This window comes from Achromobacter agilis (assembly GCF_900496965.1).
GTDB classification, from domain to species: domain Bacteria; phylum Pseudomonadota; class Gammaproteobacteria; order Burkholderiales; family Burkholderiaceae_B; genus Achromobacter; species Achromobacter agilis.
Map to the genome: position 1 here is coordinate 180,251 of NZ_UFQB01000001.1, position 24,388 is coordinate 204,638.

The 24,388-nt window shown below is 65.8% G+C and carries 23 protein-coding genes; 13 read left to right on the forward strand and 10 right to left on the reverse strand.

What is annotated here, in order from left to right:
- Positions 1–10: 10 nt before the first annotated feature.
- The 3 genes from mreD to AGI3411_RS00880 all read right to left on the reverse strand — a co-directional run bounded on the left by mreD (position 11) and on the right by AGI3411_RS00880 (position 2,576).
- Positions 11–577 carry a rod shape-determining protein MreD gene (gene mreD / locus AGI3411_RS00870; RefSeq protein ID WP_129525558.1) on the reverse strand — a complete coding sequence of 189 codons (567 nt, stop codon included), beginning with the start codon at positions 575–577 and terminating at the stop codon, positions 11–13.
- Positions 564–1,448 carry a rod shape-determining protein MreC gene (mreC, locus tag AGI3411_RS00875; protein WP_129525559.1) on the reverse strand — a complete coding sequence of 295 codons (885 nt, stop codon included), beginning with the start codon at positions 1,446–1,448 and terminating at the stop codon, positions 564–566. The genes mreD and mreC overlap by 14 nt, the downstream gene beginning before the upstream one ends.
- An 84-nt stretch (positions 1,449–1,532) precedes the next feature.
- Positions 1,533–2,576: a rod shape-determining protein gene (locus tag AGI3411_RS00880; RefSeq protein WP_006216320.1), complete on the reverse strand. Its 1,044-nt coding sequence runs from the start codon at positions 2,574–2,576 to the stop codon at positions 1,533–1,535.
- A gap of 227 nt (positions 2,577–2,803) precedes the next feature.
- Here AGI3411_RS00880 and gatC point away from each other — a divergent pair, with 227 nt between their 5' ends.
- The 3 genes from gatC to gatB all read left to right on the forward strand — a co-directional run bounded on the left by gatC (position 2,804) and on the right by gatB (position 6,350).
- Complete coding sequence (gene gatC, locus AGI3411_RS00885; RefSeq protein WP_129525560.1) at positions 2,804–3,112, forward strand: Asp-tRNA(Asn)/Glu-tRNA(Gln) amidotransferase subunit GatC; 309 nt, start codon at positions 2,804–2,806, stop codon at positions 3,110–3,112.
- 3 nt (positions 3,113–3,115) lie between these two features.
- Positions 3,116–4,636 carry an Asp-tRNA(Asn)/Glu-tRNA(Gln) amidotransferase subunit GatA gene (gene gatA / locus AGI3411_RS00890; protein ID WP_129525561.1) on the forward strand — a complete coding sequence of 507 codons (1,521 nt, stop codon included), beginning with the start codon at positions 3,116–3,118 and terminating at the stop codon, positions 4,634–4,636.
- A 256-nt stretch (positions 4,637–4,892) separates the two neighbouring features.
- Positions 4,893–6,350 (forward strand): Asp-tRNA(Asn)/Glu-tRNA(Gln) amidotransferase subunit GatB, encoded by a 1,458-nt coding sequence (gene gatB / locus AGI3411_RS00900; protein WP_129525562.1) that lies wholly within the window; start codon positions 4,893–4,895, stop codon positions 6,348–6,350.
- 98 nt (positions 6,351–6,448) lie between these two features.
- Here gatB and pyrE read toward each other — a convergent pair whose 3' ends face one another.
- The gene (gene pyrE / locus AGI3411_RS00905) at positions 6,449–7,135 is read right to left on the reverse strand and encodes an orotate phosphoribosyltransferase (RefSeq protein WP_129525563.1); all 687 of its coding nucleotides are present in this window, start codon (positions 7,133–7,135) and stop codon (positions 6,449–6,451) included.
- Between the two features lie 131 nt (positions 7,136–7,266).
- Between pyrE and AGI3411_RS00910 the strand changes: the two genes are divergently transcribed.
- Positions 7,267–8,055, forward strand: coding sequence for an exodeoxyribonuclease III (locus AGI3411_RS00910; RefSeq protein WP_129525564.1), 789 nt, complete (start codon positions 7,267–7,269; stop codon positions 8,053–8,055).
- Here AGI3411_RS00910 and AGI3411_RS00915 read toward each other — a convergent pair.
- Positions 8,037–8,957 (reverse strand): LysR substrate-binding domain-containing protein, encoded by a 921-nt coding sequence (locus tag AGI3411_RS00915; RefSeq protein ID WP_129525565.1) that lies wholly within the window; start codon positions 8,955–8,957, stop codon positions 8,037–8,039. The genes AGI3411_RS00910 and AGI3411_RS00915 overlap by 19 nt on opposite strands.
- Before the next feature lie 107 nt (positions 8,958–9,064).
- Here AGI3411_RS00915 and AGI3411_RS00920 point away from each other — a divergent pair, with 107 nt between their 5' ends.
- Positions 9,065–9,676: a LysE family translocator gene (locus tag AGI3411_RS00920; RefSeq protein WP_129525566.1), complete on the forward strand. Its 612-nt coding sequence runs from the start codon at positions 9,065–9,067 to the stop codon at positions 9,674–9,676.
- Positions 9,677–10,105: 429 nt separating this feature from the next.
- Positions 10,106–11,452, forward strand: coding sequence for an NADP-specific glutamate dehydrogenase (gdhA, locus tag AGI3411_RS00925; protein ID WP_129525567.1), 1,347 nt, complete (start codon positions 10,106–10,108; stop codon positions 11,450–11,452).
- Positions 11,453–11,726: 274 nt separating this feature from the next.
- Here gdhA and AGI3411_RS00930 read toward each other — a convergent pair whose 3' ends face one another.
- Both AGI3411_RS00930 and AGI3411_RS00935 read right to left on the reverse strand, forming a co-directional pair.
- A complete protein-coding gene (locus AGI3411_RS00930; RefSeq protein ID WP_129525568.1) occupies positions 11,727–12,227 on the reverse strand; it encodes a copper chaperone PCu(A)C in 501 nt (166 codons plus the stop codon).
- A 19-nt stretch (positions 12,228–12,246) separates the two neighbouring features.
- A complete protein-coding gene (locus tag AGI3411_RS00935; RefSeq protein WP_129525569.1) occupies positions 12,247–13,146 on the reverse strand; it encodes a LysR family transcriptional regulator ArgP in 900 nt (299 codons plus the stop codon).
- A gap of 150 nt (positions 13,147–13,296) precedes the next feature.
- Here AGI3411_RS00935 and AGI3411_RS00940 point away from each other — a divergent pair, with 150 nt between their 5' ends.
- From AGI3411_RS00940 to AGI3411_RS00965, 6 genes are all read left to right on the forward strand, one after another.
- Entirely contained in the window at positions 13,297–13,929 is a 633-nt protein-coding gene (locus AGI3411_RS00940) for a LysE/ArgO family amino acid transporter (RefSeq protein ID WP_129525570.1), read from the forward strand.
- A 125-nt stretch (positions 13,930–14,054) separates the two neighbouring features.
- The gene (locus AGI3411_RS00945) at positions 14,055–14,993 is read left to right on the forward strand and encodes a LysR substrate-binding domain-containing protein (RefSeq protein ID WP_165359026.1); all 939 of its coding nucleotides are present in this window, start codon (positions 14,055–14,057) and stop codon (positions 14,991–14,993) included.
- 319 nt (positions 14,994–15,312) lie between these two features.
- Entirely contained in the window at positions 15,313–16,476 is a 1,164-nt protein-coding gene (locus AGI3411_RS00950) for an ABC transporter substrate-binding protein (RefSeq protein WP_129525571.1), read from the forward strand.
- Between the two features lie 194 nt (positions 16,477–16,670).
- Positions 16,671–17,543 carry a branched-chain amino acid ABC transporter permease gene (locus tag AGI3411_RS00955; RefSeq protein WP_129525572.1) on the forward strand — a complete coding sequence of 291 codons (873 nt, stop codon included), beginning with the start codon at positions 16,671–16,673 and terminating at the stop codon, positions 17,541–17,543.
- A gap of 2 nt (positions 17,544–17,545) precedes the next feature.
- Positions 17,546–19,468 (forward strand): branched-chain amino acid ABC transporter ATP-binding protein/permease, encoded by a 1,923-nt coding sequence (locus AGI3411_RS00960; protein ID WP_129525573.1) that lies wholly within the window; start codon positions 17,546–17,548, stop codon positions 19,466–19,468.
- Positions 19,469–19,486: 18 nt separating this feature from the next.
- Positions 19,487–20,209 (forward strand): ABC transporter ATP-binding protein, encoded by a 723-nt coding sequence (locus tag AGI3411_RS00965; protein WP_129525574.1) that lies wholly within the window; start codon positions 19,487–19,489, stop codon positions 20,207–20,209.
- A 232-nt stretch (positions 20,210–20,441) separates the two neighbouring features.
- On the opposite strand, the gene AGI3411_RS00970 is transcribed toward AGI3411_RS00965, so the two are convergent.
- The 3 genes from AGI3411_RS00970 to AGI3411_RS00980 all read right to left on the reverse strand — a co-directional run bounded on the left by AGI3411_RS00970 (position 20,442) and on the right by AGI3411_RS00980 (position 22,242).
- Positions 20,442–20,867, reverse strand: a complete 426-nt coding sequence (locus AGI3411_RS00970; protein ID WP_129525575.1) for an organic hydroperoxide resistance protein — start codon at positions 20,865–20,867, stop codon at positions 20,442–20,444.
- 141 nt (positions 20,868–21,008) lie between these two features.
- A complete protein-coding gene (locus AGI3411_RS00975; RefSeq protein ID WP_129525576.1) occupies positions 21,009–21,470 on the reverse strand; it encodes a MarR family winged helix-turn-helix transcriptional regulator in 462 nt (153 codons plus the stop codon).
- A gap of 61 nt (positions 21,471–21,531) precedes the next feature.
- The gene (locus tag AGI3411_RS00980; RefSeq protein ID WP_129525577.1) at positions 21,532–22,242 is read right to left on the reverse strand and encodes a Crp/Fnr family transcriptional regulator; all 711 of its coding nucleotides are present in this window, start codon (positions 22,240–22,242) and stop codon (positions 21,532–21,534) included.
- Positions 22,243–22,411: 169 nt separating this feature from the next.
- On the opposite strand from AGI3411_RS00980, the gene AGI3411_RS00985 reads away from it, so the two are divergent.
- Entirely contained in the window at positions 22,412–24,388 is a 1,977-nt protein-coding gene (locus tag AGI3411_RS00985; protein WP_129525578.1) for an AMP-dependent synthetase/ligase, read from the forward strand.

Below are 24,388 nucleotides of genomic sequence, written 5' to 3' on the forward strand. Positions count from 1 at the left end.
GGCGCCGCCGTCAGGCGGAGGACGATTCGGCGTCGTCGGCACCGCGCTGCGGCAAGTGCAGGACCCAGCCCGCCAGCGGCCACAGGGCGGTGGTCAGGAGCACGCTGATGCCCCAGTCCCAGCCCGGCCATTTGCCGGCCAGCCAGGCGTGGATGATCTGGGTCAGGAAGCGAGCGACGAAGAACACAGGCAGCATGTGCATCGCCTGGCTCCAGAGGTCGAACCGCTGCAGCCGGCGGTGCAGCACCACGGCGCCGTACGCGACCAGTGTGTACGAGAGCGCATGCTCGCCCAGCAGGCCGGCGTCGTGCACGTCCATCAGCAAACCGAAGAAAAAGGCCGTGAACAGGCCCACGCGGCGCGGCTCGTGGACGCACCAGAAGGCAATGATCAGCAACAGCACGTCGGGCGCGCCCTGCCACAGGCGCCAGGGCAGCAGGGAAATCAGCCACGCCAGCAGCACGGTGCCCCAGACGAACACACCGTGCGCCGGACCGGACAGGCGGTCGGGCTGTACGTTGCTGGGCGTGCCCAGGCGAGGCCGGGCCTGCCCCGCGGATTGATTAGTCCGATCCACCGGAATCGACCTCCTGACGGTTGGATTCGGCGCGGGCCACATCCACCTGCAACACCAGGAAGTGGCGGTAGCGTTCGGGATGGGCCAGCGGTTCGCCCACGGCGCGCGCAAAGCCGGATGCGGTATCGCGCTCGACCAAGGTCACCTTGGCCACCGGCAGGCCGGCGGGAAACAGGCCGCCGACGCCGCTGGTAACGATCGTGTCGCCTTCCTTGATGTCGGCGTTGGCCGCCAGGTAGCGGACTTCAATCTTGCCCGGGGAATTGCCCCCGAACGCGATCAGCCGCAAGCCGTTGCGCAGCAACTGCACGGGAATGGAGACCTGCTCATCGGTGATCAGGGCCGCTTCGGCGGTCATGGGCGTGACGCGGACGATCTGCCCGACCACGCCGCCTTCGTCGATCACGGGCATGCCCGGCGCCAGGCCGGCCTTGCTGCCCTTGTTGAAGACCAGGCGCTGGGTGAATGCGTTGGTGGGCTCGTACATGACCTCCACCACCACGGCCGACTGCGCCACGGTGTCGGTCACGCCCAGCAGGCGGCGCAGTTGCGCGTTCTCGGCGGCCAGCTGGGCCGCGTGCGTGGCCACCTGGGCCAGCTCGATGCGCTGGCGCTGCAGGGCTTCGTTTTCGCTACGGATGAGATTGGCCGCGTTGACCCATTCGTTCACTTGCTGGACGAGGTCGCGCGGCGCCATGACGGCGCGCTGGAAGGGGTACAGCGCCACGGACATTGCCCGGCGCGCCGGTTCCAGCATGCGCCATTGCGAATCCATGATGATCAGGGCCAGGGCAAGGACGACCAGAACAACCAGCCGCACCTCCGCAGGTGGACCGCGCCTGAATAGGGGGGGAGTCCCTTGTCGTTGCATGAATCTCAGCCCGGACGCCCGCGCCCGTCGCTCCGGCAGCGGCCGGAGCCGTGAAAAAGCGAGGCTCCGGGCTGGCGGGCAAAATTAATCGTTGATGAAGATGGCGCCCAGCTTTTCAAGATGTTCCAGCGCCTCGCCGCAGCCGCGCACGACGCAGGTGAGGGGATCGTCCGCCACGACGACGGGCAGGCCGGTTTCTTCCTGGAGCAGGCGGTCGAGGTCGCGCAGCAGCGCGCCGCCGCCCGTCAGGGCGATGCCCTTGTCGGTGATGTCGGCGCCGAGTTCGGGAGGCGTCTGTTCCAGCGCGATCTTCACGGCCGAAACGATCTGGTTCAGCGGGTCGGTCAGCGATTCCAGGATTTCGTTCGAGGAAACCGTGAAGCTGCGCGGCACGCCTTCGGCCAGGTTGCGGCCCTTGACTTCGATTTCGCGGACTTCGGAACCCGGGAATGCCGAGCCGATTTCCTTCTTGATGAGTTCGGCGGTGGGTTCGCCGATCAGCATGCCGTAGTTGCGGCGGATATAGTTGACGATGGCTTCGTCGAACTTGTCGCCGCCCACGCGCACGGAACCCTTGTAGACCATGCCGCCCAGCGAGATGACCGCCACTTCGGTGGTGCCGCCGCCGATGTCGACCACCATCGAGCCGCTGGCGTCGGAGACGGCCAGGCCGGCGCCGATGGCCGCGGCCATCGGTTCTTCGATCAGGAATACGTGGGACGCGCCCGCGCCCAAGGCCGATTCACGGATGGCGCGGCGCTCGACCTGGGTGGAACCGCAGGGAACGCAGACGATGATGCGGGGGCTGGGCGCCAGCATGTTGCGGGGGTGCACCATGCGGATGAACTGCTTGAGCATCTGCTCGGTGACCGTGAAATCGGCGATCACGCCGTCTTTCATGGGCCGGATGGCTTCAATATTGCCGGGAACGCGGCCGAGCATCTGCTTGGCCTCATGGCCGACGGCCTGAATGATCTTCTTGCCGTGGGGACCGCCTTCATGACGGATTGCGACGACGGAAGGCTCATCAAGCACGATGCCCTTGCCGCGGACGTAAATCAGCGTATTGGCGGTACCGAGGTCGATCGCCATATCGCTGGAAAAATAACTGCGCAGGAATCCGAACATGGGAGCTCAGCTAAATTCTGGGGGGAATTGGGTTCATGCCGCGGGGCGTAGGGCCCGAAAAGGGACGGGTCCGCCTGTCTTCACGACGATTAAACCGTGAATCATAACTTATAATTTCCCCGGAAATAGCGCATAAATGCAGGCTATTCAAGCTTTGTAACGGGTTCGGCGTATGCATACTGCCCTGTCCCGCCCTTCGGCCTTCGCTTATCGAATTTGCAATCCCCATGGCGCTCAATGACACAGATGTGGCCCGCATTGCCCGGCTGGCCAGAATTGAACTGACCCCCGGACAACGCGCGCTCGCGCAAGCCGAACTCAACGGCATTCTCCACCTGATCGAACGGCTCCAGTCGGTCGACACCCAAGGCGTCGAACCCCTGGCCCACCCCCTGTCCGCCCATGAGGACATCGTGCTGCGCCTGCGTGACGACGCCGTGACCGAAGCCAGTTCGGAAGCCCGCCGCCAGGACCTCCTGGCCAACGCTCCCGATGCCCAGGACGGCCTGTTCCTGGTTCCCAAGGTCCTGGATTAAGTCATGACGAAACCCGCTCTGCATACCCAATTCGAGGGGATCGCCGGCCTGCGCGCGGCCCTCGCGCAACGCCAGGTCAGCGCCGTCGACCTCGCTCAAAGCGCCTTGGCGGCGGCCGAAACGGCCAGCAGCCTGAATAGCTTTTTACATATTGACGCCGAATTGACGCTGGCCCAGGCCCGCGCCGCCGACGTGGCGCTGGCGTCCGGCTCGGCCGGCCCGCTGGCCGGCGTCCCGATCGCCCACAAGGACGCGTTCGTCACCCGCGGCTGGCGCACCACCGCCGGCAGCAAGATGCTCGACGGCTACGTCAGCCCCTTCGACGCCACCGTCGTGGAACGGCTGCAGCAGGCCGGCGCCGTGTCGCTGGGCAAGCTGAACTGCGATGAATTCGCCATGGGTTCCGGCAACGAGAACTCCGCGTACGGCGCCGTGAAGAACCCCTGGGACCACGCCGCCGTGCCCGGCGGCTCCTCGGGCGGCTCCGCCGCTGCCGTGGCGGCCCGCCTGGTGGCAGCCGCCACCGGCACCGACACCGGCGGCTCGGTGCGCCAGCCCGCCGCCCTGTGCGGCGTCAGCGGCATCAAGCCCACGTACGGTACGGTATCGCGCTACGGCATGGTGGCCTTCGGCTCCAGCCTGGACCAGGCCGGCCCGCTGGCCCCCAGCAGCCGCGACCTGCTCGAGCTCCTGGACGTCATCAGCGGCTTCGACCCGCGCGACGCCACCAGCCTGCAGAAGTGCGACGATGCCGTGAACGAACCCGGCCGGGTCCGCCGCGGCTTCGACGCCGCGCAGAGCCGTTTCGACGCCGCCGGCAGCCAGCCGCTCAAGGGCCTGCGCATCGGCGTGCCCGAGGAATATTTCGGCGCCGGCCTGGCGCCGGACGTGGCCGCCGCGGTCGAAGCCGCGCTGGCCCAGTTCGAAGCGCTGGGCGCCGTGCGCGTGCCGGTCTCGCTGCCGCGCACCGAGCTGGCCATCCCCGCCTACTACGTGATCGCCCCCGCCGAAGCGTCCAGCAACCTGGCCCGCTACGACGGCGTGCGCTACGGCCACCGCGCCGCCCAGTACGGCGACCTGAACGAAATGATCAGCCGCTCGCGGGCGGAAGGCTTCGGCGACGAGGTCAAGCGCCGCATCCTGATCGGCACCTACGTGCTGTCCCACGGCTACTACGACGCCTACTACCTGCAGGCGCAACGCCTGCGCCGCATGATTGCGCAGGACTTCCAGCGCGCCTACGCGGACCAGTGCGACGTGATCATGGGCCCCGTTACGCCCACCGTGGCGAAGAACATCGGCGACAACCGCGACGATCCCACCGCCGACTGGCTGGCCGACGTCTACACGCTGGGCGTCAGCCTGGCCGGCCTGCCCGCCATGTCCGTCCCCTGCGGCTTCGGCCATGGCGGACGGCCCGTCGGCCTGCAGATCATCGGCAACTACTTCGACGAGGGCCGCCTCCTGGCCATCGCCGACCGCTACCAACAAGTCACCGACTGGCATAAGCGGAGTCCGCTTTGATGAGCCCCCACGCTCGCTGCCCCCGCGACGGGGCTGCCAGCGCCTTGGGGTGGCCCGGCGGCGTCTGCGTGCCCCCACGCTCGCTCCGCTCGCTGCCCCCCGAGGGGGCTGCCAGCGCCTTGGGGCGGCCCGGCGGCCCCTGCGTGCCCCCACGCTCGCTCCGCTCGCTGCCCCCCGAGGGGGCTGCCAGCGCCTTGGGGCGGCCCGGCGGCGCCGGCGCCGCTCCGCTGCGCACTACTGATTGGAACTAGAGATAATGAACTGGGAAATCGTCATCGGCCTGGAAACGCACACCCAGCTTTCCACCGACTCCAAGATTTTTTCGGGCAGCAGCACCCAATTCGGCGCCGCGCCCAACACCCACGCCAACGAGGTCGACCTGGCGCTGCCGGGCAGCCTTCCCGTCATGAACCGCGGCGCGGCCGAACGCGCCATCCGCTTCGGCCTGGCAGTGGGCGCCACCATCGCGCCGCGCTCGGTGTTCGCGCGCAAGAACTACTTCTACCCCGACCTGCCCAAGGGCTACCAGATCAGCCAGTACGAACTGCCCGTGGTCGTGGGCGGCTCGCTGTCCTTCTTCGTGGGCGAGGAAGAAAAAACCGTCAACCTGACGCGCGCGCACCTGGAAGAGGACGCGGGCAAGTCGCTGCATGACGACTTCCACCTTGCCAACGGCGCCCCCGGCAGCGGCATCGACCTGAACCGCGCCGGCACGCCGCTGCTGGAGATCGTGACGGAACCCGAAATGCGCTCGGCCGCCGAGGCCGTGTCTTATGCCCGCGCCCTGCACAGCCTGGTCGTCTGGCTGGGCATCTGCGACGGCAACATGCAGGAAGGCTCGTTCCGCTGCGACGCCAACGTATCGGTACGCCCCGTGGGCCAGAAGGAATTCGGCACCCGCACCGAGATCAAGAACGTCAACTCGTTCCGCTTCCTCGAACGCGCCATCGTCTATGAAGCGCGCCGCCAGATCGAACTGATCGAAGACGGCGGCACGGTGGTGCAGGAAACCCGCCTGTACGACGCCGACCGCGATGAAACGCGCAGCATGCGCAGCAAAGAAGACGCGCACGACTACCGCTACTTCCCGGATCCCGACCTGCCCCCGCTGGTGATCTCCGGCGCCTGGGTGGACGAGGTGCGCGCCGCCATGCCCGAACTCCCGGCCGCGCTGCGCGCCCGCTTCGAGTCGGACTACGGCCTCACCGCCTACGACGCGGCCCAGCTCTCCGGCAGCCGCGGCCTGGCCGCGTACTTCGAGGCGGTGGCCCAGGCCCTGCCGGCTGGCCAGGCCAAGCTGGCGGCCAACTGGATCATGGGCGAAGTGGCCGCGACGCTGAACAAGGAAGAAAAGGACATCGCCGACTCGCCCGTGCAGGCGCCCGCCCTGGCAGCCCTGATCGGCCGCATCATCGACGGCACCATCTCCAACAAGATCGCCCGTGAAGTGTTCGGCGCCATGTGGGCTGGCGAGCATGGCGGCCAGCCCGACGCCATCATCGAGGCGCGCGGCCTGAAGCAGATCAGCGACACGGGCGCCATCGGCGCCATGATCGACGAAGTGCTGGCCGCCAACCCGGCCATCGTGGAAGAGTACCGGGCCGGCAAGCAGAAGGCGTTCAACTCGCTGGTCGGCCAGATCATGAAGGCCGCGCGCGGCAAGGCCAACCCGCAGCAGGTAAATGAACTGCTGAAGCAAAAGCTGGACGCCTGACGCAGTCCACGGGCAATCCGCCTGACAAAAAGAAGCCGCGGACACCAATGTGCTGCGGCTTCTTTTTTTGCCCGGGATGCCCGGGCGACCTTGCCTGCTTACTTGACGCCGTACTTCGTCCGGTAGGCCAGCACGGCATCGCGGTGCTCGCCGAAAGCGGCGTCGTCCTGCAGCAGGGCCAGGATGTCCGACAGCGAGGCAATCGAAACCACCGGGATGCCATAGGTCTTCGCCACGTCCTGCACGGCGGAGTGCGCCGACAGGGCGTCGTCCGGGCCCGCGCGCTCCATGCGGTCCATGGCGATCAGCACGGCGGCCGGCTCGGCGCCCGCGGCACGGATGATTTCCACCGATTCGCGCACCGACGTGCCCGCGGTGATCACGTCGTCGATGATGACGACCTTGCCCTGCAGCGGCGCGCCCACCAGCGTGCCGCCTTCGCCATGGTCCTTGGCTTCCTTGCGGTTGTACGCGAAGGGCACGTCGCCGCGGCCCTGCATGTCAGGATGGCCGGCCAGCGCGATCGCCGTTGCCGTGGCCAGCGGGATACCCTTGTAGGCCGGCCCGAAGAGCATATCGAACGCCACGCCCGAATCCAGCAGCGCCTGGGCGTAGAACTGCGCCAGCGCGCCGACCGAGCGGCCGCTGTTGAACAGGCCCGCGTTAAAGAAATAGGGACTCATGCGGCCCGACTTGACCTTGAAGCTGCCGAATCGCAGCACGCCCTCGTTCAGGGCGAAGCGGACGAAATCGAGGGCGGTGGCGGAGGAATGGGCGGCGGGCATGCGAGAGAATCCAGTAGATGGCAAACGCAGGCATTTTATCCGCTGTCAGGGCTTTTCCCGGGCAGCGGTGCCGAGTCGGTTAAATTCCTGGCATTGTCCGGCCTTCGCGGCCGCCCTACAGGAGTCTCGCTTTGCTGCGCATCACGTCTATCAATCTCAACGGAATCCGGTCCGCCTTCCGCAAGGGCCTGCAACCCTGGATGGAGAAGCATGCCGCGGACGTGCTTTGCCTGCAGGAAATCAAGATTGCCCATGACGACCTGACCGAAGACCTGCGCCATCCCCCCGGCTATACCGGCCACTTCCACCATGCGGTCAAAAAAGGCTACAGCGGTGTCGGCATCTACCTGCGCAATGCGGCCGAACGCGTGAACACCGGCCTGGGCTGCGAGGAATTCGATCCCGAGGGCCGCATCATCCGCGCCGACTGGAAGAACCTGTCGGTGATCAGCGCCTACCTGCCGTCGGGCTCCAGCGGCGACGAACGGCAGCAGGCGAAGTACCGCTTTCTGGACCGTTTCGGTCCCTGGATCGACGGCCTGATGCACGAACACCGGACCACCGGCCGCGAGTTCATCATTTGCGGCGACTGGAACATCGCCCACAAGGAAATCGACCTGAAGAACTGGAAGGGCAACCTGAAGAATTCAGGCTTCCTGCCGGAAGAGCGCGCCTGGCTCACCGACGTCTTCGACAAGCGCGGCTTCGTGGACGTGTTCCGCACCATCGACGACCGGCCCGACCAATACACCTGGTGGAGCAACCGCGGCCAGGCCTGGGCAAAGAACGTCGGGTGGCGCATCGACTACCAGATCGCGACGCCCGGCATCGCGGCGAAGGCCCGCAACGTCGCCATCTACAAGGACGAACGCTTCTCGGACCACGCCCCGCTGACGATCGACTACGACGCCGAACTCTGATCCGGCGCGGGCCCGGTGGCCGCGGCATCGCGCAGCGACGCGGCCGCCTCCCGCCTCAGCCAGCCCAGGAACGCCGCCGCCCGGGGATCCTCCGCGCAGGGCCGGGGCGACAGCAGGAAATAGGCCGAGCCGTCCCTGGCGAAACCGCAAGGCGCCGCCAGGCGGCGGTCGCGCACGGCGTCGCATGCCATCAGCGCGGACCCGATCGCCACCCCCAGCCCCGCCGCGGCCGCCTGCAGGCTCAGGTAGAAATGCTCGTAGACCGGCCCGGTACGCTTCGGCGGTTTCCTGCCCGAAGCCTGGGACCATTGCCGCCAAGCTCGCGGCCGCGTCGCGCTGCCGAGCGCGGGCAGGCCGTCCCAGACGTCGCCCGCTGCGGCGCCGAGCAGGCCCGGCCGGCATACCGGCCCCGTCCATTCCTCGCACACCCGCTCGGCATGCATGGCCGCCTCCCACTCGAAATCATTGCGGCGCAGCGCCACGTCCACGCCCTGGGCTGCGAAATCCAGGGGGCCGCCAGCCGCGTACAGGTGTACCTGCACGCCGGGATGGGCACGCTGGAAATCCGGCAGCCGCGGGATCAACCACATCATGGCGATCGTCGGTTCGCAGGACAGCACCAGCGGCGCGTCGGCCGCCGGCTGGCGCAGCTTCGCCAGGCCGGACGCCAGCTGCTCGAACAGAGCGCGGGTCAGGTCGTGCAGCTGGCGGCCCTGATCGGTCAGGAAAACACCCCTATTACGCCGTTCGAACAAGGCCATCCCCAGACTCTCCTCGAGCAACCGGATCTGCCGGCTGACGGCGCCGTGCGTCACATGCAACGCTTCGGCGGCCTTGCCGAATGCCTGATGGCGGGCAGCGGCATCGAAAACCCGCAGAGTGTTGAGAGGCGGCAGTTTCATGGCGATCTGTGACTTTTCTTGACGGATATCAGCCATTAAAAATCGTTTTTGCGGCAGACGCCACCTGCCCACAATGCCGGCTCCGTCTCCCTGCTCGCCGCCTCGCCATGACTGAACTGATCGCCGTCGCCGTCATCACCCTCCTCGCCGTCATCAGCCCCGGACCGGACTTCGCCATGGTGACGCGCTACAGCTACCTGTTCGGCCGGCACACCGGCCTGACCTGCGCCGCCGGCATCGCGCTGGGCGTGCAGGTGCACGTGTTCTATACGATGTTCGGCGTGAGCCTGCTGGCCCGCTACGCGCAGCCCGTGCTGCAGGGCATCAAGCTGGCGGGCGCCAGTTATCTGGTCTACATGGGGTGGAAGACCTTCTTCAACCGCGCGCCGGTCGACCGCGACCGCTCCGCCCGCCCCGCGATCTCGGGCTGGCAGGCGTTCCGTAGCGGCTTTCTGACGAACGCCCTCAATCCCAAGACCACGCTGTTCGTGGTCAGCACCTATACGCAGCTGGTATCGCCTGGCACGCCCTTGGGCATGCAGTTCGGCTACGGCCTGTTCATGTCGCTCGCGCACTGGGCCTGGTTCAGTATCGTCGCCTGGTCGATCTCGTCGCCGCTGCTGCGCCGGACCCTGCTGGACCACCAAAGAACGGCAGACCGTGTGGTGGGAGCCGTCCTGATGGCCTTGGGCGGCGCCCTGGCGGTTGCGCAGGTATGAACTGTTGCCGCAGCGTGACTTTTCTCAAATAAATAATTGGGGACTTATTAAGGCAAACCATCGATCCAATCGATGTCCGGAACCCCTCCTGCGACCCATTTTCCCCCCTAGCATCCGCACGCGGCCCTGCAAGCTCCTCTGGCAATAAATTGGGGACATATTAATTTCCCCAGAGAATCTACATTTATCTGTCGGATTTCGGCCTTCTTTTATCGAAAACCTGTCCCTTCCGCTCAAATACGTCCCTAATTATAGGACCGAAAAAAGAGCTTTGATATCAAGGTGATGGCGGACTTTCCGTCTTTGCGCAGGGCAACAATTTAGCCCTACAATTCCGCACCATACAGGTGCGCCCTTGCACCAAAACCGTGTTTTTTGCGCCCCAATCCGGCGCAGCCCGCACCTATTCGAAGCACCCCCGAGGAGATCATGTTGAAAGTGCAGAGTCTGGACGACTTCCTGCGTGGCGTCGCCGCGCGCGACCCGCAACAGCCTGAATTCATGCAAGCCGTCCAGGAGGTGATGCTGAGCCTGTGGCCCTTCATCGAGAAGCACCCCCACTACGCTGAGCACGCCCTGCTCGAGCGCCTGGTGGAGCCGGAACGCGTGATCCAGTTCCGCGTGTGCTGGACCGATGATCAGGGCCGCGCCCAGGTCAACCGCGCTTTCCGCATCCAGCACAGCTCCGCCATCGGCCCGTTCAAGGGCGGTATGCGCTTCCACCCGTCGGTGAACCTATCCATCCTGAAGTTCCTGGCCTTCGAACAGACCTTGAAGAACTCGCTGACCACGCTCCCCATGGGCGGCGGCAAAGGCGGCTCGGACTTCGACCCCAAGGGCAAGTCCGACGCTGAAGTCATGCGTTTCTGCCAGGCCCTGATGATCGAGCTCTACCGCCACCTGGGTCCGGACACCGACGTGCCGGCCGGCGATATCGGCGTGGGCGCGCGCGAAGTCGGCTTCATGGCCGGCATGATGAAGAAGCTGTCCAATTCGACCGCCAGCGTGTTTACCGGCAAGGGCCTGACGTTCGGCGGTAGCCTGATCCGCCCCGAAGCCACCGGCTACGGTACCGTCTACTTCGCCGAAGAAATGCTTAAGCGCGTGGGCCGCTCCTTCGATGGCCTGCGCGTCTCCGTTTCGGGTTCCGGCAACGTCGCGCAATACGCGATCGAGAAAGCCATGGCGCTGGGCGCCAAGGTCGTCACCGTGTCGGATTCGAACGGCACCGTCGTGGACGAAGACGGCTTCACCCACGAAAAGCTGGTCGCGCTGATGCACATCAAGAACGACCTGCGCGGCCGTCTGGACACCTACGCGCGCCAATTCGGCCTGAAGTACGAAGAAGGCAAGCGTCCGTGGCACGTGCCCGTGGATGTGGCCCTGCCCTGCGCCACCCAGAACGAGCTGGAACTGGCCGATGCGCAAACGCTGATCAAGAACGGTGTGCTCTGCGTCGCCGAAGGCGCCAACATGCCGGCCACGCTGGAGGCCGCCAAGGCCTTCATCGCCGCCCGCGTGCTGTACGCCCCGGGCAAGGCCAGCAACGCCGGCGGCGTGGCCGTATCGGGCCTGGAAATGGCCCAGAACTCGGCTCGCCTGTCTTGGACCCGCGAGGAAGTCGACACCCGCCTGCATGCCATCATGCGCGACATCCACGAAAACTGCGTGCGCCACGGCCACACCGAGCGCGAATACGTGAACTACCTGGACGGCGCCAACATCGCCGGTTTCGTGAAGGTGGCTGACGCGATGCGTCAGCAGGGGCTGTATTAGTCCCCCCCCGAAGCGCCGGAGGCGCTTCCCCCCCAGGGGGGCGCCGCTGCGGACCGGGAGAAAGGACCCACCCCCGAAGCGCTATGCGCTTCCCCCTCAAGGGGGCGCCGCTGCGGACCGGCAAAGCCGGCTCCGCGCGGCTGCGATTGGGGGGCCTGCTTTATTTTGGACGGATTTGCCTTGTTGGCAGGAATCCGTTTGAGCTCGTCTGGCCGGTTTGCCGGTCCTTTCAGGTGAGGCGCCCGCGCCTTCAGGCGCGGGCAGCTCTTGGCGCTTAGTGCTTCATCGCGCCATGGTTCATGCCGCCGTGGCTCATGCCCGGGTTATGCGACGCGGGCTTGACCTTGAATTGCACGGCGACCTCGCCGGCCTTTTCGAATTTCAGCGTGGCCGGGACCGTGCCACCTTCGGCGAACGGGGCCTTCAGCTTGATGAACATGACGTGGTAGCCGCCCGGGCTCAGCTTGACTTCGGTATCGGCCGGCAAGGCAATGCCGCCTTCCACCTGACGCATCTTCGACACGCCGTTCTCGGTCTGCACCGTATGCAGTTCGACGCGTTCGGCCGCGTCCGACGTGACCGACAGCAGGCGGTCCTCGGCCTTGGCGTCGTTATCGATATCCATATACCCCGCGCCATTGGATTGGCCCGGCGCCGAGGCGCGCACCCAGAGATCGTCGACCTCGACCTGGCCAACCTTGTAGTCCTTCGCCCAAGCCGTTCCGGCCGTGCACAGGCCCAACGCGGCAATGACAGCGAATTTGCGGATGTTCATGGGTTGTTCTCCTAAGGGGTTAACGCCGCCGGACCAGGCTGCGGGCGGCTGACAAAACCGAATCGGTCAGGGCTTCCATCGCTTCGGAGTTTACTCGCCAATGCTGCCAATACAGCGGCACATCCTCCCATGCGCGCCCCCGAAGCAGCATCAGCTGACCTGCGTCAAGATGCTCCTGCACCAGCGGCAGCGGATTCATGGTCCAGCCCAGGCCACCCAGCGTGGCCTGCACGAAGGCACGGGTGGAAGGCACCCACCAGACGGGCGGCTGCCAGGGCACGGGGTCCGAGATCTTGTGCGCGAACCGGGCCTGCAAGGCGTCCTTGCGGTTGAACACCAACACCGGGGCCTGCGCCAGCGTTTGCGCGTTCACGCCCTGCGAGAAATGGCGCTTGTGAAAGGCCGGCGTGCAGGTGGCCACGTAGCGCATGCTGCCCAGCGCATGGATCCGGCAGCCCTGGACCGGCTCCGCCAGCGCGGTCACGGCGCCCAGCACCGACCCGTTGCGCAGCAGGGCGGCGGTATGGTCCTGGTCTTCCGATTGCAGGTCCAGCGTAGCGCGGGTGCGCGCCGAGAACTGCACGGCCGCCTCCACGAACCAGGTTTCCAGGCTGTCGTGGTTGACCGCCACGGGAATGCTGGCGTAGGGCACGTCGTCATCCGCCACGCCCAGCCGGTTCAGCGCGTCGTGCTCCAGCAGCGCGGTCTGCTCGGCCAACCGGACCAGCACCTGGCCGTCGGCCGTGGCCGCCGCCGGCACCGTGCGCTGCACCAGCAGGCGGCCCATGCGGTCTTCCAGCGCCTTGATCCGTTGCGACACGGCGGACGGGGTGACGTTGAGCGACAGCGCCGCCCGCTCGAAACTGCCCTCGCGCACTACCGCAGCCAGGGCCCGCAGGTTCCCGTGATCGATCTTCATGAAATTAGTTTTACTTAATATAGTGAAGAAAAATTAGCTTTAATTCATCTCCTTGGCAAGGGAAAATAGCGCATTGCCGGGCCTCCTCCCCCGCCCGGCGCCAATATCGAAGCGCCGCCACAGGCGTAGCAGTCTTAAGGTGTTTGCGTCATGTTCGCCACGTTGTCTTCCCCCCTTTTCTTCACTGCCTGGGCCAGCGGAACGGCCACCGGGCTGGGTCTGTTCGCCGTCGTGGGCGCGCAAAGCGCGTTCATCCTGCGCCAGGGCCTAATGCGCGCGCACCTGCTCAGCGTGGTCGCCATTTGCGCGCTGATCGACGCCGTCTTCATCTTCGCCAGCGTCTCCGGCCTGCAGGCTCTCACGTCCTGGTTCCCCTGGCTGACGACCGCCGTACTGTGGTTCGGGGTCGCGTTCCTGTCCTGGTACGCCCTGCAATCGGCGCGCCGCGCCTGGACCGCCACGGGCGGGCTGGCCGCCGCGCGCGACGTGGTCCCCTCGCGCCGCGCCGCCATGCTGGGCGCGCTGGGCTTTTCGCTGTTGAACCCGCACTTCTGGCTGGACATGGTGGTGGTCGGTTCGCTGGCGCATGGTTTCGAGGACGCCCGCATGGCGTTCGCGGCCGGCGCGCTCACGGCCAGCCTGCTTTGGCTGGCCGTGCTGGGCATCGGCTCGCGCCTGTTCGCGCGCTTCTTCGCCAGCGCGTCGGCCTGGCGCGTGCTGGACGGCGTCATCGCCGTGGTCATGGCCGCGCTGGCCGTGAGCCTGGCGCTGAAAGGCGTATAGACGCATCGGCCGGACGGCTGCCGGGCCGTGATCTCCCGGGCGCTCAGGCAGTACGGAGAAGCCCTGGAGCCGCTCTCCTTATAATCGTCCCGTTGCCAATCCTTCGTCGGGCACCCCGGACGATCATGCGCGGACCCTCCCCCAAAGACGTGCGGCTGCCGCCTCTGGCTGCCATCCAGGCGTTCGAAGCGGCCGCGCGCCTGGGCTCCTTCGAGCGCGCCAGCGAAGAACTTTTCGTCACCGCCAGCGCCATCGGCAAGCGCATCGCCGCGCTGGAGGCGCTGCTCGACGTTTCCCTTTTCATCCGCAGCAGCCGCGGCACAACGCTGAGCTCGGCCGGACGCGAGTACCTGGAACAGGTGCGCACCGCGCTGGACCTGTTGTCGGACGCCTCGCTGCACAAGCGCGGCGAGCCCAAACCCGAGCCACTGCGCGTGGTGTCCACGCCGACCTTCGCCCGACAGGTGCTGATCCCCTACCTGCCGGGCTTCACCGCCGCCCACCCCGACGTGGAGCTGGAGATCATGCTGTCCATTCCCTACCTGGACATCATGCCGCCGAACGCGGACGTCTGGATCCGCTTCGGCAGCGGCAAGTACCCCGGGCTGCGCACGCAGCCGCTCACCGAAGACCCGGTATTCGCGGTCTGCGCGCCCGGCTACCGGGACGCGCACGGCCCCTTCCGGCGGCCCGCGGACCTGGCCCAGGCCCAGCTGCTGCGCTGTCCGATGGAGCCCTGGCGCCCCTGGCTGGACGCGGCCGGCCTGGACTGGCCCGAGCCCTCCCGCGGCGTGTGGCTGGTCGACCTGGGCATGATGCTGGACGCGGCGCGCGCCGGCCAGGGCATCGCGCTCACGCGCCGCACGCTGGCCGCAGAGTGGCTGGACGAAGGCAAGCTGGTGCGCGTACTGGACATCGACGTCCCCGGCGAATCGCAGTACTACCTGTGCACCGAAGCCTCTCGTCCGCCCGGCGGCGCGCGCCAAGCGTTTTCCCTATGGTTGGAAACCGTGTGCAAACAGGCCTCCCAATGGCCATGCGGCCTGCGGGCCAGCCACGAATAAATTTCCAGCCTGGGGCGGAATGAAATTCCGCGCAGCGCACCGCCACGCTGGCTAGGATGCGCCCAATGCGATTTTCCCAACGCCCGCTACGGCGCGCTCCCGGCCCGATCCTCTCGTTCCATCCCATGCTGCATTGCAGCGCATGATCGAAGACCCCGTGCGTTCGTACTAGGTATTTACGCGGAAAAACCCCGCCGGGTCAGATTCGCGTAAGCGATTGAGCAGACAGTCACGACACGCAACACAGGAGAGCGCCGCAGCACGGCGGCGCAGGCACTCGGTTTTCCACGCAGTTCTACCAATTACAACGGAGACATCCATGGATTTTCGTTTGAAGCTGCTAGCAGGAACCCTCGCATTTGCCGCAACGGCCATCAGCCATGCGGCCGACCCGATCAAGATCGGCGTAGCCGGCCCCTACACCGGGGGCTCGTCCTCCATGGGCGTCAGCATGCGCGATGGCGTGCGCCTGGCCATCGAAGAGATCAACAAGAACGGCGGCGTGCTGGGACGGCAGCTGATCGCGGTGGAGCGCGACGATGAAGCCAAGAACGAACGCGGCGTGCAGATCGCCCAGGAACTGATCAACAAGGAACAGGTGGCGGCCACCGTCGGCTACATCAACACCGGCGTGGCGCTGGCCTCGCAGCGCTTCTACCAGGACGCCAAGATCCCGGTCTTCAACAACGTGGCCACGGGCAGCGTGATCACGCACCAGTTCAAGGCGCCCGAGTACCCCGACAACTACGTGTTCCGCAACGCGGCGCACGACAGCATCCAGGCGCCGATGATCGTCGAAGAGGCCATCACCCGCCGCGGCTACAAGCAGGTCGCGATCCTGGCCGACTCCACCAACTACGGCCAACTGGGCCGCGAGGACCTGGAAAAGGCCCTGGCCAGCAAGGGCATCAAGCCCGTGGCGGTTGAAAAGTTCAACATCAAGGACGTCGACATGACGGCCCAGCTGCTGAAGGCCAAGTCCGCCGGCGCCGAAGCGGTGCTGACCTACGGCATTGGCCCCGAGCTGGCGCAGATCGCCAACGGCATGGCCAAGCTGGGCTGGAAGGTGCCGATCGTCGGCAGCTGGACCCTGGCGATGGCGAACTACATCGATAACTCCGGCACCAACGGCGAAGGCGCGCGCATGCCGCAGACCTTCATCCAGGATCCGGACACGCCGAAGCGCAAGGCCTTCATCGACGCCTACCTGACCAAGTTCAAGCCCAAGAACGACCGCATCGACTCCGCCGTCTCGGCGGCGCAGGGCTATGACTCGATCCTGCTGCTGGCCGCCGCCATCAAGCAGGCCGACTCCACCGACGGCCCGAAGGTCCGCCAGGCGCTGGAGAACCTGCAGGCGCCCGTCGAAGGCGTGGTGATGACCTACAACAAGCCGTTCAGCCACGACAACCACGACGCAATCACCGCCAAGGAAGTGGTCATTGGCGAGGTCAAGGGCGGCCGCGTCATCAAGGCCAACTAGCGAAGCGTTCCACCCCCGAAGCGCCTACGGCGCTTCCCCCTCAAGGGGGCGCCGCAGCGGACCGGCAAAACCGGCTCCGCGCGGCCTGGACCGGGGTGGCCGTGCCGGACCGTGGCGCTTCGCCCTGGACAACTAAACACCGCGTTCTGCCCATGTAGCCTGGGTCGAAACGCCGGCGCTACACCACACACACCATGATTCTTCTACAGCTCATCTATAGCGGTATCGCGCTGGGCATGATCTATGCCGTCATCGCGTTCGGATACCAGCTCACATTCGCCACGTCGGGCACGCTGAACTTCGGCCAGGGCGAAGCCCTGATGCTCGGCGCGCTCGTCGGTCTCACGCTGGTCGGCCTGGGCGTGAACTACTGGGTGATGATTCCCATCGTCTGCATCTTCGGCTTCGCGCAAGGCGCGCTGGTCGAGCGGGTCGGCGTCAGGCCGGCCATCAAGGCGCGCTCGGAGTTCGGCTGGATCATGGCCACCATCGCGCTGGGCATCATCTTCAAAAACGTGGCCGAGAACATCTGGGGCCGCGACGACCTGCGTTTTCCCTCGCCGCTGCCCGAGGCGCCGATCCAGGTGCTGGGCGCCAACGTGCTGCCGATGGAGCTGCTGGTGGTGTTCGGTGCGCTGGCCATGATGCTGCTGGTTGAAATCTTCAACCGCAAGTCCATCTACGGCAAGGCCTTCGTCGCCACCTCGAACGACCGCGACGCGGCCGGCTTGATGGGCATCAACACCGGCATGGTGATCACGTTTTCGTACGCGCTGTCTTCGCTCACCGCCGCCTTCGCGGGTGTGCTGGTGGCGCCGCTGACGCTGACCGGCGCCACCATGGGCGCCGTGCTGGGCCTGAAGGCCTTCGCGGTCGCCATCATCGGCGGCCTGTCCAGCGGCATGGGCGTGGTGGTGGGCGGGCTCATCCTGGGCATCGCCGAGACGACCACCGGCTTCTATCTTTCAACGGGGTACAAGGACGTGCCGGGCCTCGTGCTGCTGCTGCTGGTCCTGACCTTCAAACCCGCCGGCTTGTTCGGCAAGACCGCGATCAAGAAGGTGTGACGATGAAACCCCTGCACCTCCTGCTATCCGTCGTGGCCGTGGCCTGCCTTGCCGCAGTGCCGCTGGGCGTCACCAACACGTATTACCTCCACCTGATCGAAACGATCATGATCTACGCGATCCTGCTGTTCGGGCTCGACATCGTGGTGGGCTACACCGGCCAGGTATCGCTAGGCCACGCCGGCCTGTTCGGCATCGGCTCGTACGTGGCCGGCGTGCTGTTCTTCCATCTGCAGATGCCCATCTGGGTCATCCTCCCGGCCGCCATCCTGATCGCGGCGGTCTTCGGCGCGGTGCTGGCGCTGCCCGCGCTGCGGGTCACGGGACCGTACCTGGCCATGGTGACGCTGGCGTTCGGCACCATCATCCAGATCCTGATCAACGAGATGACCTTCCTGACCGAAGGTCCCATGGGCATCAAGATCTCCAAGCCGGCCATCGCCGGGCACATCCTGACCAAGAGCGAGTACTTCTGGCTGGTGGCCGCGCTGCTGGTGCTCTCGCTGATCGTCGTGCATCGCATCCTGAAGTCGCACCTGGGCCGTTCGTTCGAGGCCCTGCGGGACAGCCCGATCGCGTCGGACTGCATGGGCGTGTCGGTATACCGGCACAAGGTGTTCGCCTTCGTGATCAGTGCCGGCTTCGCCGGCCTGGCGGGCGCGCTGTATTCGTACTCGGAACAGTACATCTCGCCCAACACCTACAACTTTGAACTGACCATCCTGTTCCTGCTGGCCATCATCATGGGCGGCCGCAAGAGCCGCACGGGCGCGCTGCTGGGCGCCTCCATCATCGTGCTGCTGCCCAAGATGCTGGACGACATCTCGACCTTCCGCCTGATCGCGCTGGGCGTGGCCATCCTGGTCACGGCCGGCAGCGCCATCGCGGTCTCCAAGGGCCGCGCCGACCCGCGCCGCGTGGCGGTGCCCGTGATCGGCACCATCGTCCTGACGGTCTTCGCGTACTGGCTGGACGCCGTCACCGACTGGCGCCTGACGATCTTCGGCGTCATGATCCTCTTCGTCGTGTACTACCTGCCCGATGGCATCGTGGGCTTCGTGCGCAACCTGTTCTTCTCCGGCCGCCGCAGCGCGCTCACCGTCAAGTCGGACCTGGTGAAGGCGGAGGACGCGGTGCCCGATGCCGCCAAGGGCAAGGACGAAACCCTGCTCGCGGTCAAGGGCGTGCTGATGCAGTTCGGCGGCCTGAAGGCGCTGAACCAGGTCGACCTAACCGTGAAACGCGGCACCATCCACGGCCTGATCGGGCCGAACGGCTCCGGCAAGAGCACCATGATGAACGTGCTGACCGGCATCTACGTGCCGACCGCCGGCGCGGTGGAATTCTCCGGCAAGTCGCTGGTGGGCCTGGCGCCCGCCGACATCGCCGAAGCGGGCGTCGCACGGACCTTCCAGAACGTGCAGCTCTTCGGCGAAATGACCGCGCTGGAGAACGTCCTGGTCGGCCTGCATCACACCTTCACCACCGGGCTGGCGGGCATCGCGCTGCGCACGCCCAAGTGGAAGGGCGAGGAACAGGGCGCCCGCGGCCGCGCCATGGCGCTGCTGGAATTCGTGGGCCTGGAATCGCTGGCGAACGAAGAGGCCCGCAACCTGCCCTACGGCAAGCAACGCCTGCTGGAGATCGCCCGCGCCCTGGCGCTGGATCCGCAACTGCTGTTGCTGGACGAGCCCGCGGCCGGCCTGACGGCGCCCGACATCGTCGAGCTCCTGGCCATCATCCGCAAGGTGCGCGACCACGGCATCACGCTGATTCTCATCGAGCATCACATGGACGTGGTGATGGGGGTCTGCGACACCGTGTCGGTGCTGGATTTCGGCCAGAAGATCGCCGAGGGCCTGCCGAACGAAGTACAGAGCAACGCCAAGGTCATCGAGGCGTATCTGGGCGGCGCGCCCGCCTGACGCCAAGGGGACGACAAGATGCTATCGATCAAGAATCTGGAAGCAGGCTACGGCAAAGTGAAGGTGCTGCACGGCATCAGCATGGATGTGCCCAAAGCCAAGGTAGTCACGCTGATCGGCTCCAACGGCGCCGGCAAAACGACCACGATGCGGGCGCTGTCGGGGATGATCCGCCCCACGGCGGGCGAAATCACGCTGGGCGGCAAGCGCATCGACGGGCTCGAGTCCCATCGCATCGCCCGGCTGGGACTGGCGCACTCGCCCGAGGGCCGGCGGGTGTTCCCGACCCTGTCGATAACGGACAACCTGCTGCTGGGCGCATTTCCCCGCCTGACGGGCAGCCGGCCCAAAGGCGACGTGCAGGCCGACCTGAGCCGCGCGATGGACCTGTTCCCGCGCCTGAAGGAACGCCGGGACCAGCTGGCCGGCACCCTGTCCGGCGGCGAACAGCAGATGCTGGCCATGGCGCGGGCCGTGATGCTGAATCCCGAACTGGTGCTGCTGGACGAACCGTCGATGGGGCTGGCGCCGATCCTGGTGGAAGAAGTGTTCAGGATCATCGCGCGGCTGAAGGACGAGGGCGTTACGATGCTGCTGGTCGAGCAGTTCGCGGCGGCGGCGCTGAACGTAGCGGATTATGGATACGTGCTGGAGAACGGACGGATTTCGGTGCACGGGAGCGCCGATAAGCTGAAGCACGATCCCGCCGTGGTCGCGGCGTATCTGGGTGGATCGCACTGAAGGCGTCCGGTGGGGGGGTAGTGTCTGACACCCGTACGAGACGCACTCCATCCTGCCCCGGCGCCTCCCGGGTGTCTGACACTGATGCGTTCATGCTTTCGTTGGTGTCAGACACCCGGGAAGCTCCGCTTCAGCCGGACGGCCGTCTCGTACGGGTGTCAGACACTTACCACCGGGGTGTCAGACACTTGCAGCAGACGCTTGCGACGGGCATCCCCGCCGCAGCGCCCCCTCAGACGATCGTCAACGTCACGTCGATGTTGCCGCGCGTCGCGTTCGAGTACGGGCAAACGATATGGGCTGCCGCCACCAGCTTCTCGGCTTCCGCGCGGTCCATGCCCGGCAGGGAGATCTTCAGTTCCACTTCGATGCCGAAGCCGGTCGGAATGGGGCCGATGCCCACCGCGCCGTCGATCGTCGCGTCCGACGGCATCGCAATCTTGTCGCGGCCGGCCACGAACTTCATGGCGCCCATGAAGCAAGCCGAATAGCCCACCGCGAACAGCTGCTCGGGGTTGGTGCCGGCAGCGCCGGCGCCGCCCAGTTCCTTGGGCGTGGTCAGTTTGACGTTCAGATTACCGTCGTCGGAGGCACCCGTGCCTTCACGGCCGCCGGTGACATGCGCGTGGGCGCGGTACAGCACTTTTTCGATAGACATGATGGATTTCCTTCGTAAAGAGAAAAGGGGAACTGCCTGGCCTGGCGGGACCATTCCCGCTTCGGCCTACCAACAACATCGCACACAACTATATCGTGCACTACTTAAATGACCAAAAGATGGCAGGCGCCACCCTCCGCCTCAAAGACTGCTGACCAGCTTCTCCCGCAACGCATGCAGGGTCTTCATGGTGTCCTGCGCTTCGTCCAGCGAGCATTGCGCGGCCGCGGCGACGGCCTGCGGCACCGCCTGCGCCTTGTCGCGCAAATCGCGGCCCTGCCGCGTCAGGGCCACGATCACCTGGCGCTCGTCGTCCTGGGCGCGCTGCCGGCTCACCAGGCCGGCCGCTTCCAGCCGCTTGAGCAACGGCGTCAGCGTGGCCGAGTCCAGGAACAGACGTTCGCCGATATCCGTTACCGTGATTCCATCGCCTTCCCACAGCACCAGCATCACCAGGTACTGCGGATAGGTCAAGTCCAGATCGCGCAGCAGCTTGCGGTACACCTTGTTCATCGCCAGCGAGGTCGAATACAGGGCGAAGCACAGCTGGCTATCCAGCAGCAGCGGATTGAATGCAGCTTTGGGTTTGGATCTGGATTTCATTGCGCAATATTAAATAGCGCACTATTTATCGTCAAGCTTTTTTTTACCGGCGCGGCCGCCTCTACGCCGTTGCCGGCTCGCCTTCTTCGGTATCACGATCCGATCCGTATTGCTTCAGCCCATCCAGGTCCAGCACCCGGACGGCGCCGTATTCCACCTTCAGCAGCCCGGCCTCTTCCAGTTTGCGCAGCGCCTGGTTGGCCCGCTGGCGGGATACTCGGGCCAGATAGCCGACTTCTTCCTGGGTAATCGTCAGGCGCATTCCCATGCCGGGATACAGCAGCGGGTTGAACAGTTCAGCCAGGCAGCGGGCCACGCGCGCGTCCGGATCCAGCAGGCGGTCGTACTCCGCCTTGCCGATGAACTGCGCGACGCGCTCATTCAATTGATGGAGCAGATAGCGGTTGAACGGGATGCTGGTGTCCAGCAGCCAGTCGAACGTGACGCCAGGCAGGCGCGCCACCACCGAATCCCGCAACGCAACGATGTCGTATTTGCGGACCTCGCGCTTGAGCAGCGACCCTTCGCCGATCCATCCGCCGGCGGGTACGCCCGTCAGCGACGCCACTTTGCCTTCGGCGTTGCCCACCGACACCTTGACGAGCCCGGCCAGCACGCCGATCCAAGCCTGTGCGAGTTCGCCTTTGCGCTCTATGATCGACCCGGCGGCAACTTGCTGCACGGTGAGGTCCCGCTCGACGCGCATTTGCTGTTCGCGGTCGAGCACGCGAAACCAGGCCGCGGCGAGTTGCAGGGAATCGGATAGCTGCATCGGGAATACCCTAAAAGGTCCTTGAATGTCGCGATGGTGACAGTTGGTAGCAACCCAACCTTATACCTTAACTCCTGCCGTAAATCTAAAACCAACTGGTCAAGCACCTCATCGCCATTGCCGCCCACGCGGACTCCTGGCCCGATGCGCCCAAACCGGAGGAGACAACGTGGCACATACACCGCCCGCATCCGCACGGATGCCGGCGGCGTCGGACACCTTTCCGGCGCTGCTGTTCACGCATGCCAAGGTTCGTGGGTCGCGGCCCGCGATACGCGAAAAAGATCTGGGGATCTGGCAAACCCTTACGTGGTCCGAAGTGGCGGAACATGTCCGGCACGTCGCCCATGGCCTCGCCGCGCTGGGCATCCAGCCCGGCATGCACGTGGCCGTCGTCGGCGAGAACCGTCCGCGCCTGTACATGGCCATGATGGCCGCGCAATCGCTGGGCGCCATTCCCGTGCCGCTCTACCAGGACGCCGTCGCCCAGGAAATGGTCTACGTGCTGCAGGACGCCGAGATCAGCGTGGCCATCGTCGAAGACCAGGAGCAGGTCGACAAGATGCTCGAAATCCGCGAGCAGTGTCCCGCCCTGAAGCACGTGGTGTTCGACGATCCGCGCGGCCTGCGCCACTACACCGACGCGATGCTGATGTCCTACGAGCAGCTGGAAGCGCTGGGCGCCGAGTACGCCGCCAAGCATCCCGACTTCCTGGATGACGCCATCGCCGCCGTGCAGCCGCACGACCCGGCCGCCATGTTCTACACGTCGGGCACGACCGGCAAGCCCAAGGGCGTCGTACTGACGCACCATGCGCTGATCGACCGCGCGCGCGCCGTGTCCGAGCTGGAGAACCTGACCGACCAGGAGGACGTGCTGGCCTACCTGCCACCCGCGTGGATCGGCCAGAACATGTTCTCTTACACGCAGCTGCTGGTCACCGGCTTCACGGTGAACCATCCCGAATCGCCCGACACCGTGGCGATCGACATGCGCGACATCGGACCCACCTATTACTTCGCGCCGCCGCGCGTGCTGGAAGGCCTGCTGACCCATGTGATGATCCGCATGGAAGACGCCGGCTTCATCAAGCGCAAACTGTTCGCGCGCTGCATGAAGCTTGCGCGCCGCGTCGGCACGCGGATCCTGGACGGCGAATCCGTCGGCGCCTGGGACCGTCTGCGCTATGCGCTGGGCAATGCGCTGATCTACGGCCCGCTGCGCAACGCACTGGGCATGAGCCGTGTGCGCGTGGCGTATACGGCGGGCGAGGCCATCGGGCCCGACCTGTTCGTGTTCTACCGCTCGATCGGCATCAACCTGAAGCAGCTTTACGGTTCCACTGAAACCTCTGTGTTCGTCTGCGTGCAGCCGGATGGCCAGGTGCGCGACGACACCGTAGGCCCGCCGGTGCAGGGCGTAGAGATCCGCGTGGCCGACAACGGCGAAATCCTGGTCAAGAGCCCCGGCCTCTTCAAGGAGTACTACCGCAACCCCGAAGCGACGGCCGAGGCGCGCAGCGCCGACGGCTGGTTCCACACGGGCGACGCGGGCTATCTCGACACCGACGGCCAGTTGAAGATCATCGACCGCGCCAAGGACGTGGGCAAGCTCGCCAACGGCAGCCTGTTCGCGCCGAAGTACATCGAGAACAAGCTCAAGTTCTTCCAGCACATCAAGGAAGCGGTCGCCTTCGGCGCCAATCGCGACGACGTGTGCGCCTTCATCAACATCGACCTGGAAGCGGTGGGCAACTGGGCCGAGCGCCGCGGCATGCCCTATGCCGGCTATACCGACCTGGCCTCCAAGGACGAGGTCTACCAGCTGATCGCGGACTGCGTGGAACAGGTCAACGCCGACCTGGCCACCGATCCCAAATTGTCCGCCTCGCAGATCAGCCGCTTCCTGATCCTGCACAAGGAACTCGATCCCGACGATGACGAGCTGACCCGCACGCGCAAGGTGCGCCGCGCCTTCATCGCGCAGAAGTATGGCGTGCTGATCGACGCCCTGTACGGCGGCAAGCAATCGCAGTTCATCGAAACCGAAGTGAAATTCGAAGACGGACGCACCGGCAAGATCTCGGCGGACCTGAAGATCCGCCCGGTAAAGACGTTTCCCGCCATAACCGCCAAAGCCGCGTAG

Excerpts from the sequence above, each read along its gene's own strand:
- mreC (WP_129525559.1), bottom strand. The coding sequence starts at position 1,448 with ATGCAACGACAAGGGACTCCCCCCCTATTCAGGCGCGGTCCACCTGCG.
- AGI3411_RS00880 (WP_006216320.1), bottom strand. The coding sequence starts at position 2,576 with ATGTTCGGATTCCTGCGCAGTTATTTTTCCAGCGATATGGCGATCGAC.
- gatC (WP_129525560.1), top strand. The coding sequence starts at position 2,804 with ATGGCGCTCAATGACACAGATGTGGCCCGCATTGCCCGGCTGGCCAGA.
- gatA (WP_129525561.1), top strand. The coding sequence starts at position 3,116 with ATGACGAAACCCGCTCTGCATACCCAATTCGAGGGGATCGCCGGCCTG.
- gatB (WP_129525562.1), top strand. The coding sequence starts at position 4,893 with ATGAACTGGGAAATCGTCATCGGCCTGGAAACGCACACCCAGCTTTCC.
- pyrE (WP_129525563.1), bottom strand. The coding sequence starts at position 7,135 with ATGCCCGCCGCCCATTCCTCCGCCACCGCCCTCGATTTCGTCCGCTTC.
- AGI3411_RS00915 (WP_129525565.1), bottom strand. The coding sequence starts at position 8,957 with ATGAAACTGCCGCCTCTCAACACTCTGCGGGTTTTCGATGCCGCTGCC.
- AGI3411_RS00920 (WP_129525566.1), top strand. The coding sequence starts at position 9,065 with ATGACTGAACTGATCGCCGTCGCCGTCATCACCCTCCTCGCCGTCATC.
- gdhA (WP_129525567.1), top strand. The coding sequence starts at position 10,106 with ATGTTGAAAGTGCAGAGTCTGGACGACTTCCTGCGTGGCGTCGCCGCG.
- AGI3411_RS00930 (WP_129525568.1), bottom strand. The coding sequence starts at position 12,227 with ATGAACATCCGCAAATTCGCTGTCATTGCCGCGTTGGGCCTGTGCACG.
- AGI3411_RS00935 (WP_129525569.1), bottom strand. The coding sequence starts at position 13,146 with ATGAAGATCGATCACGGGAACCTGCGGGCCCTGGCTGCGGTAGTGCGC.
- AGI3411_RS00940 (WP_129525570.1), top strand. The coding sequence starts at position 13,297 with ATGTTCGCCACGTTGTCTTCCCCCCTTTTCTTCACTGCCTGGGCCAGC.
- AGI3411_RS00945 (WP_165359026.1), top strand. The coding sequence starts at position 14,055 with ATGCGCGGACCCTCCCCCAAAGACGTGCGGCTGCCGCCTCTGGCTGCC.
- AGI3411_RS00950 (WP_129525571.1), top strand. The coding sequence starts at position 15,313 with ATGGATTTTCGTTTGAAGCTGCTAGCAGGAACCCTCGCATTTGCCGCA.
- AGI3411_RS00955 (WP_129525572.1), top strand. The coding sequence starts at position 16,671 with ATGATTCTTCTACAGCTCATCTATAGCGGTATCGCGCTGGGCATGATC.
- AGI3411_RS00960 (WP_129525573.1), top strand. The coding sequence starts at position 17,546 with ATGAAACCCCTGCACCTCCTGCTATCCGTCGTGGCCGTGGCCTGCCTT.
- AGI3411_RS00965 (WP_129525574.1), top strand. The coding sequence starts at position 19,487 with ATGCTATCGATCAAGAATCTGGAAGCAGGCTACGGCAAAGTGAAGGTG.
- AGI3411_RS00970 (WP_129525575.1), bottom strand. The coding sequence starts at position 20,867 with ATGTCTATCGAAAAAGTGCTGTACCGCGCCCACGCGCATGTCACCGGC.
- AGI3411_RS00975 (WP_129525576.1), bottom strand. The coding sequence starts at position 21,470 with ATGAAATCCAGATCCAAACCCAAAGCTGCATTCAATCCGCTGCTGCTG.
- AGI3411_RS00980 (WP_129525577.1), bottom strand. The coding sequence starts at position 22,242 with ATGCAGCTATCCGATTCCCTGCAACTCGCCGCGGCCTGGTTTCGCGTG.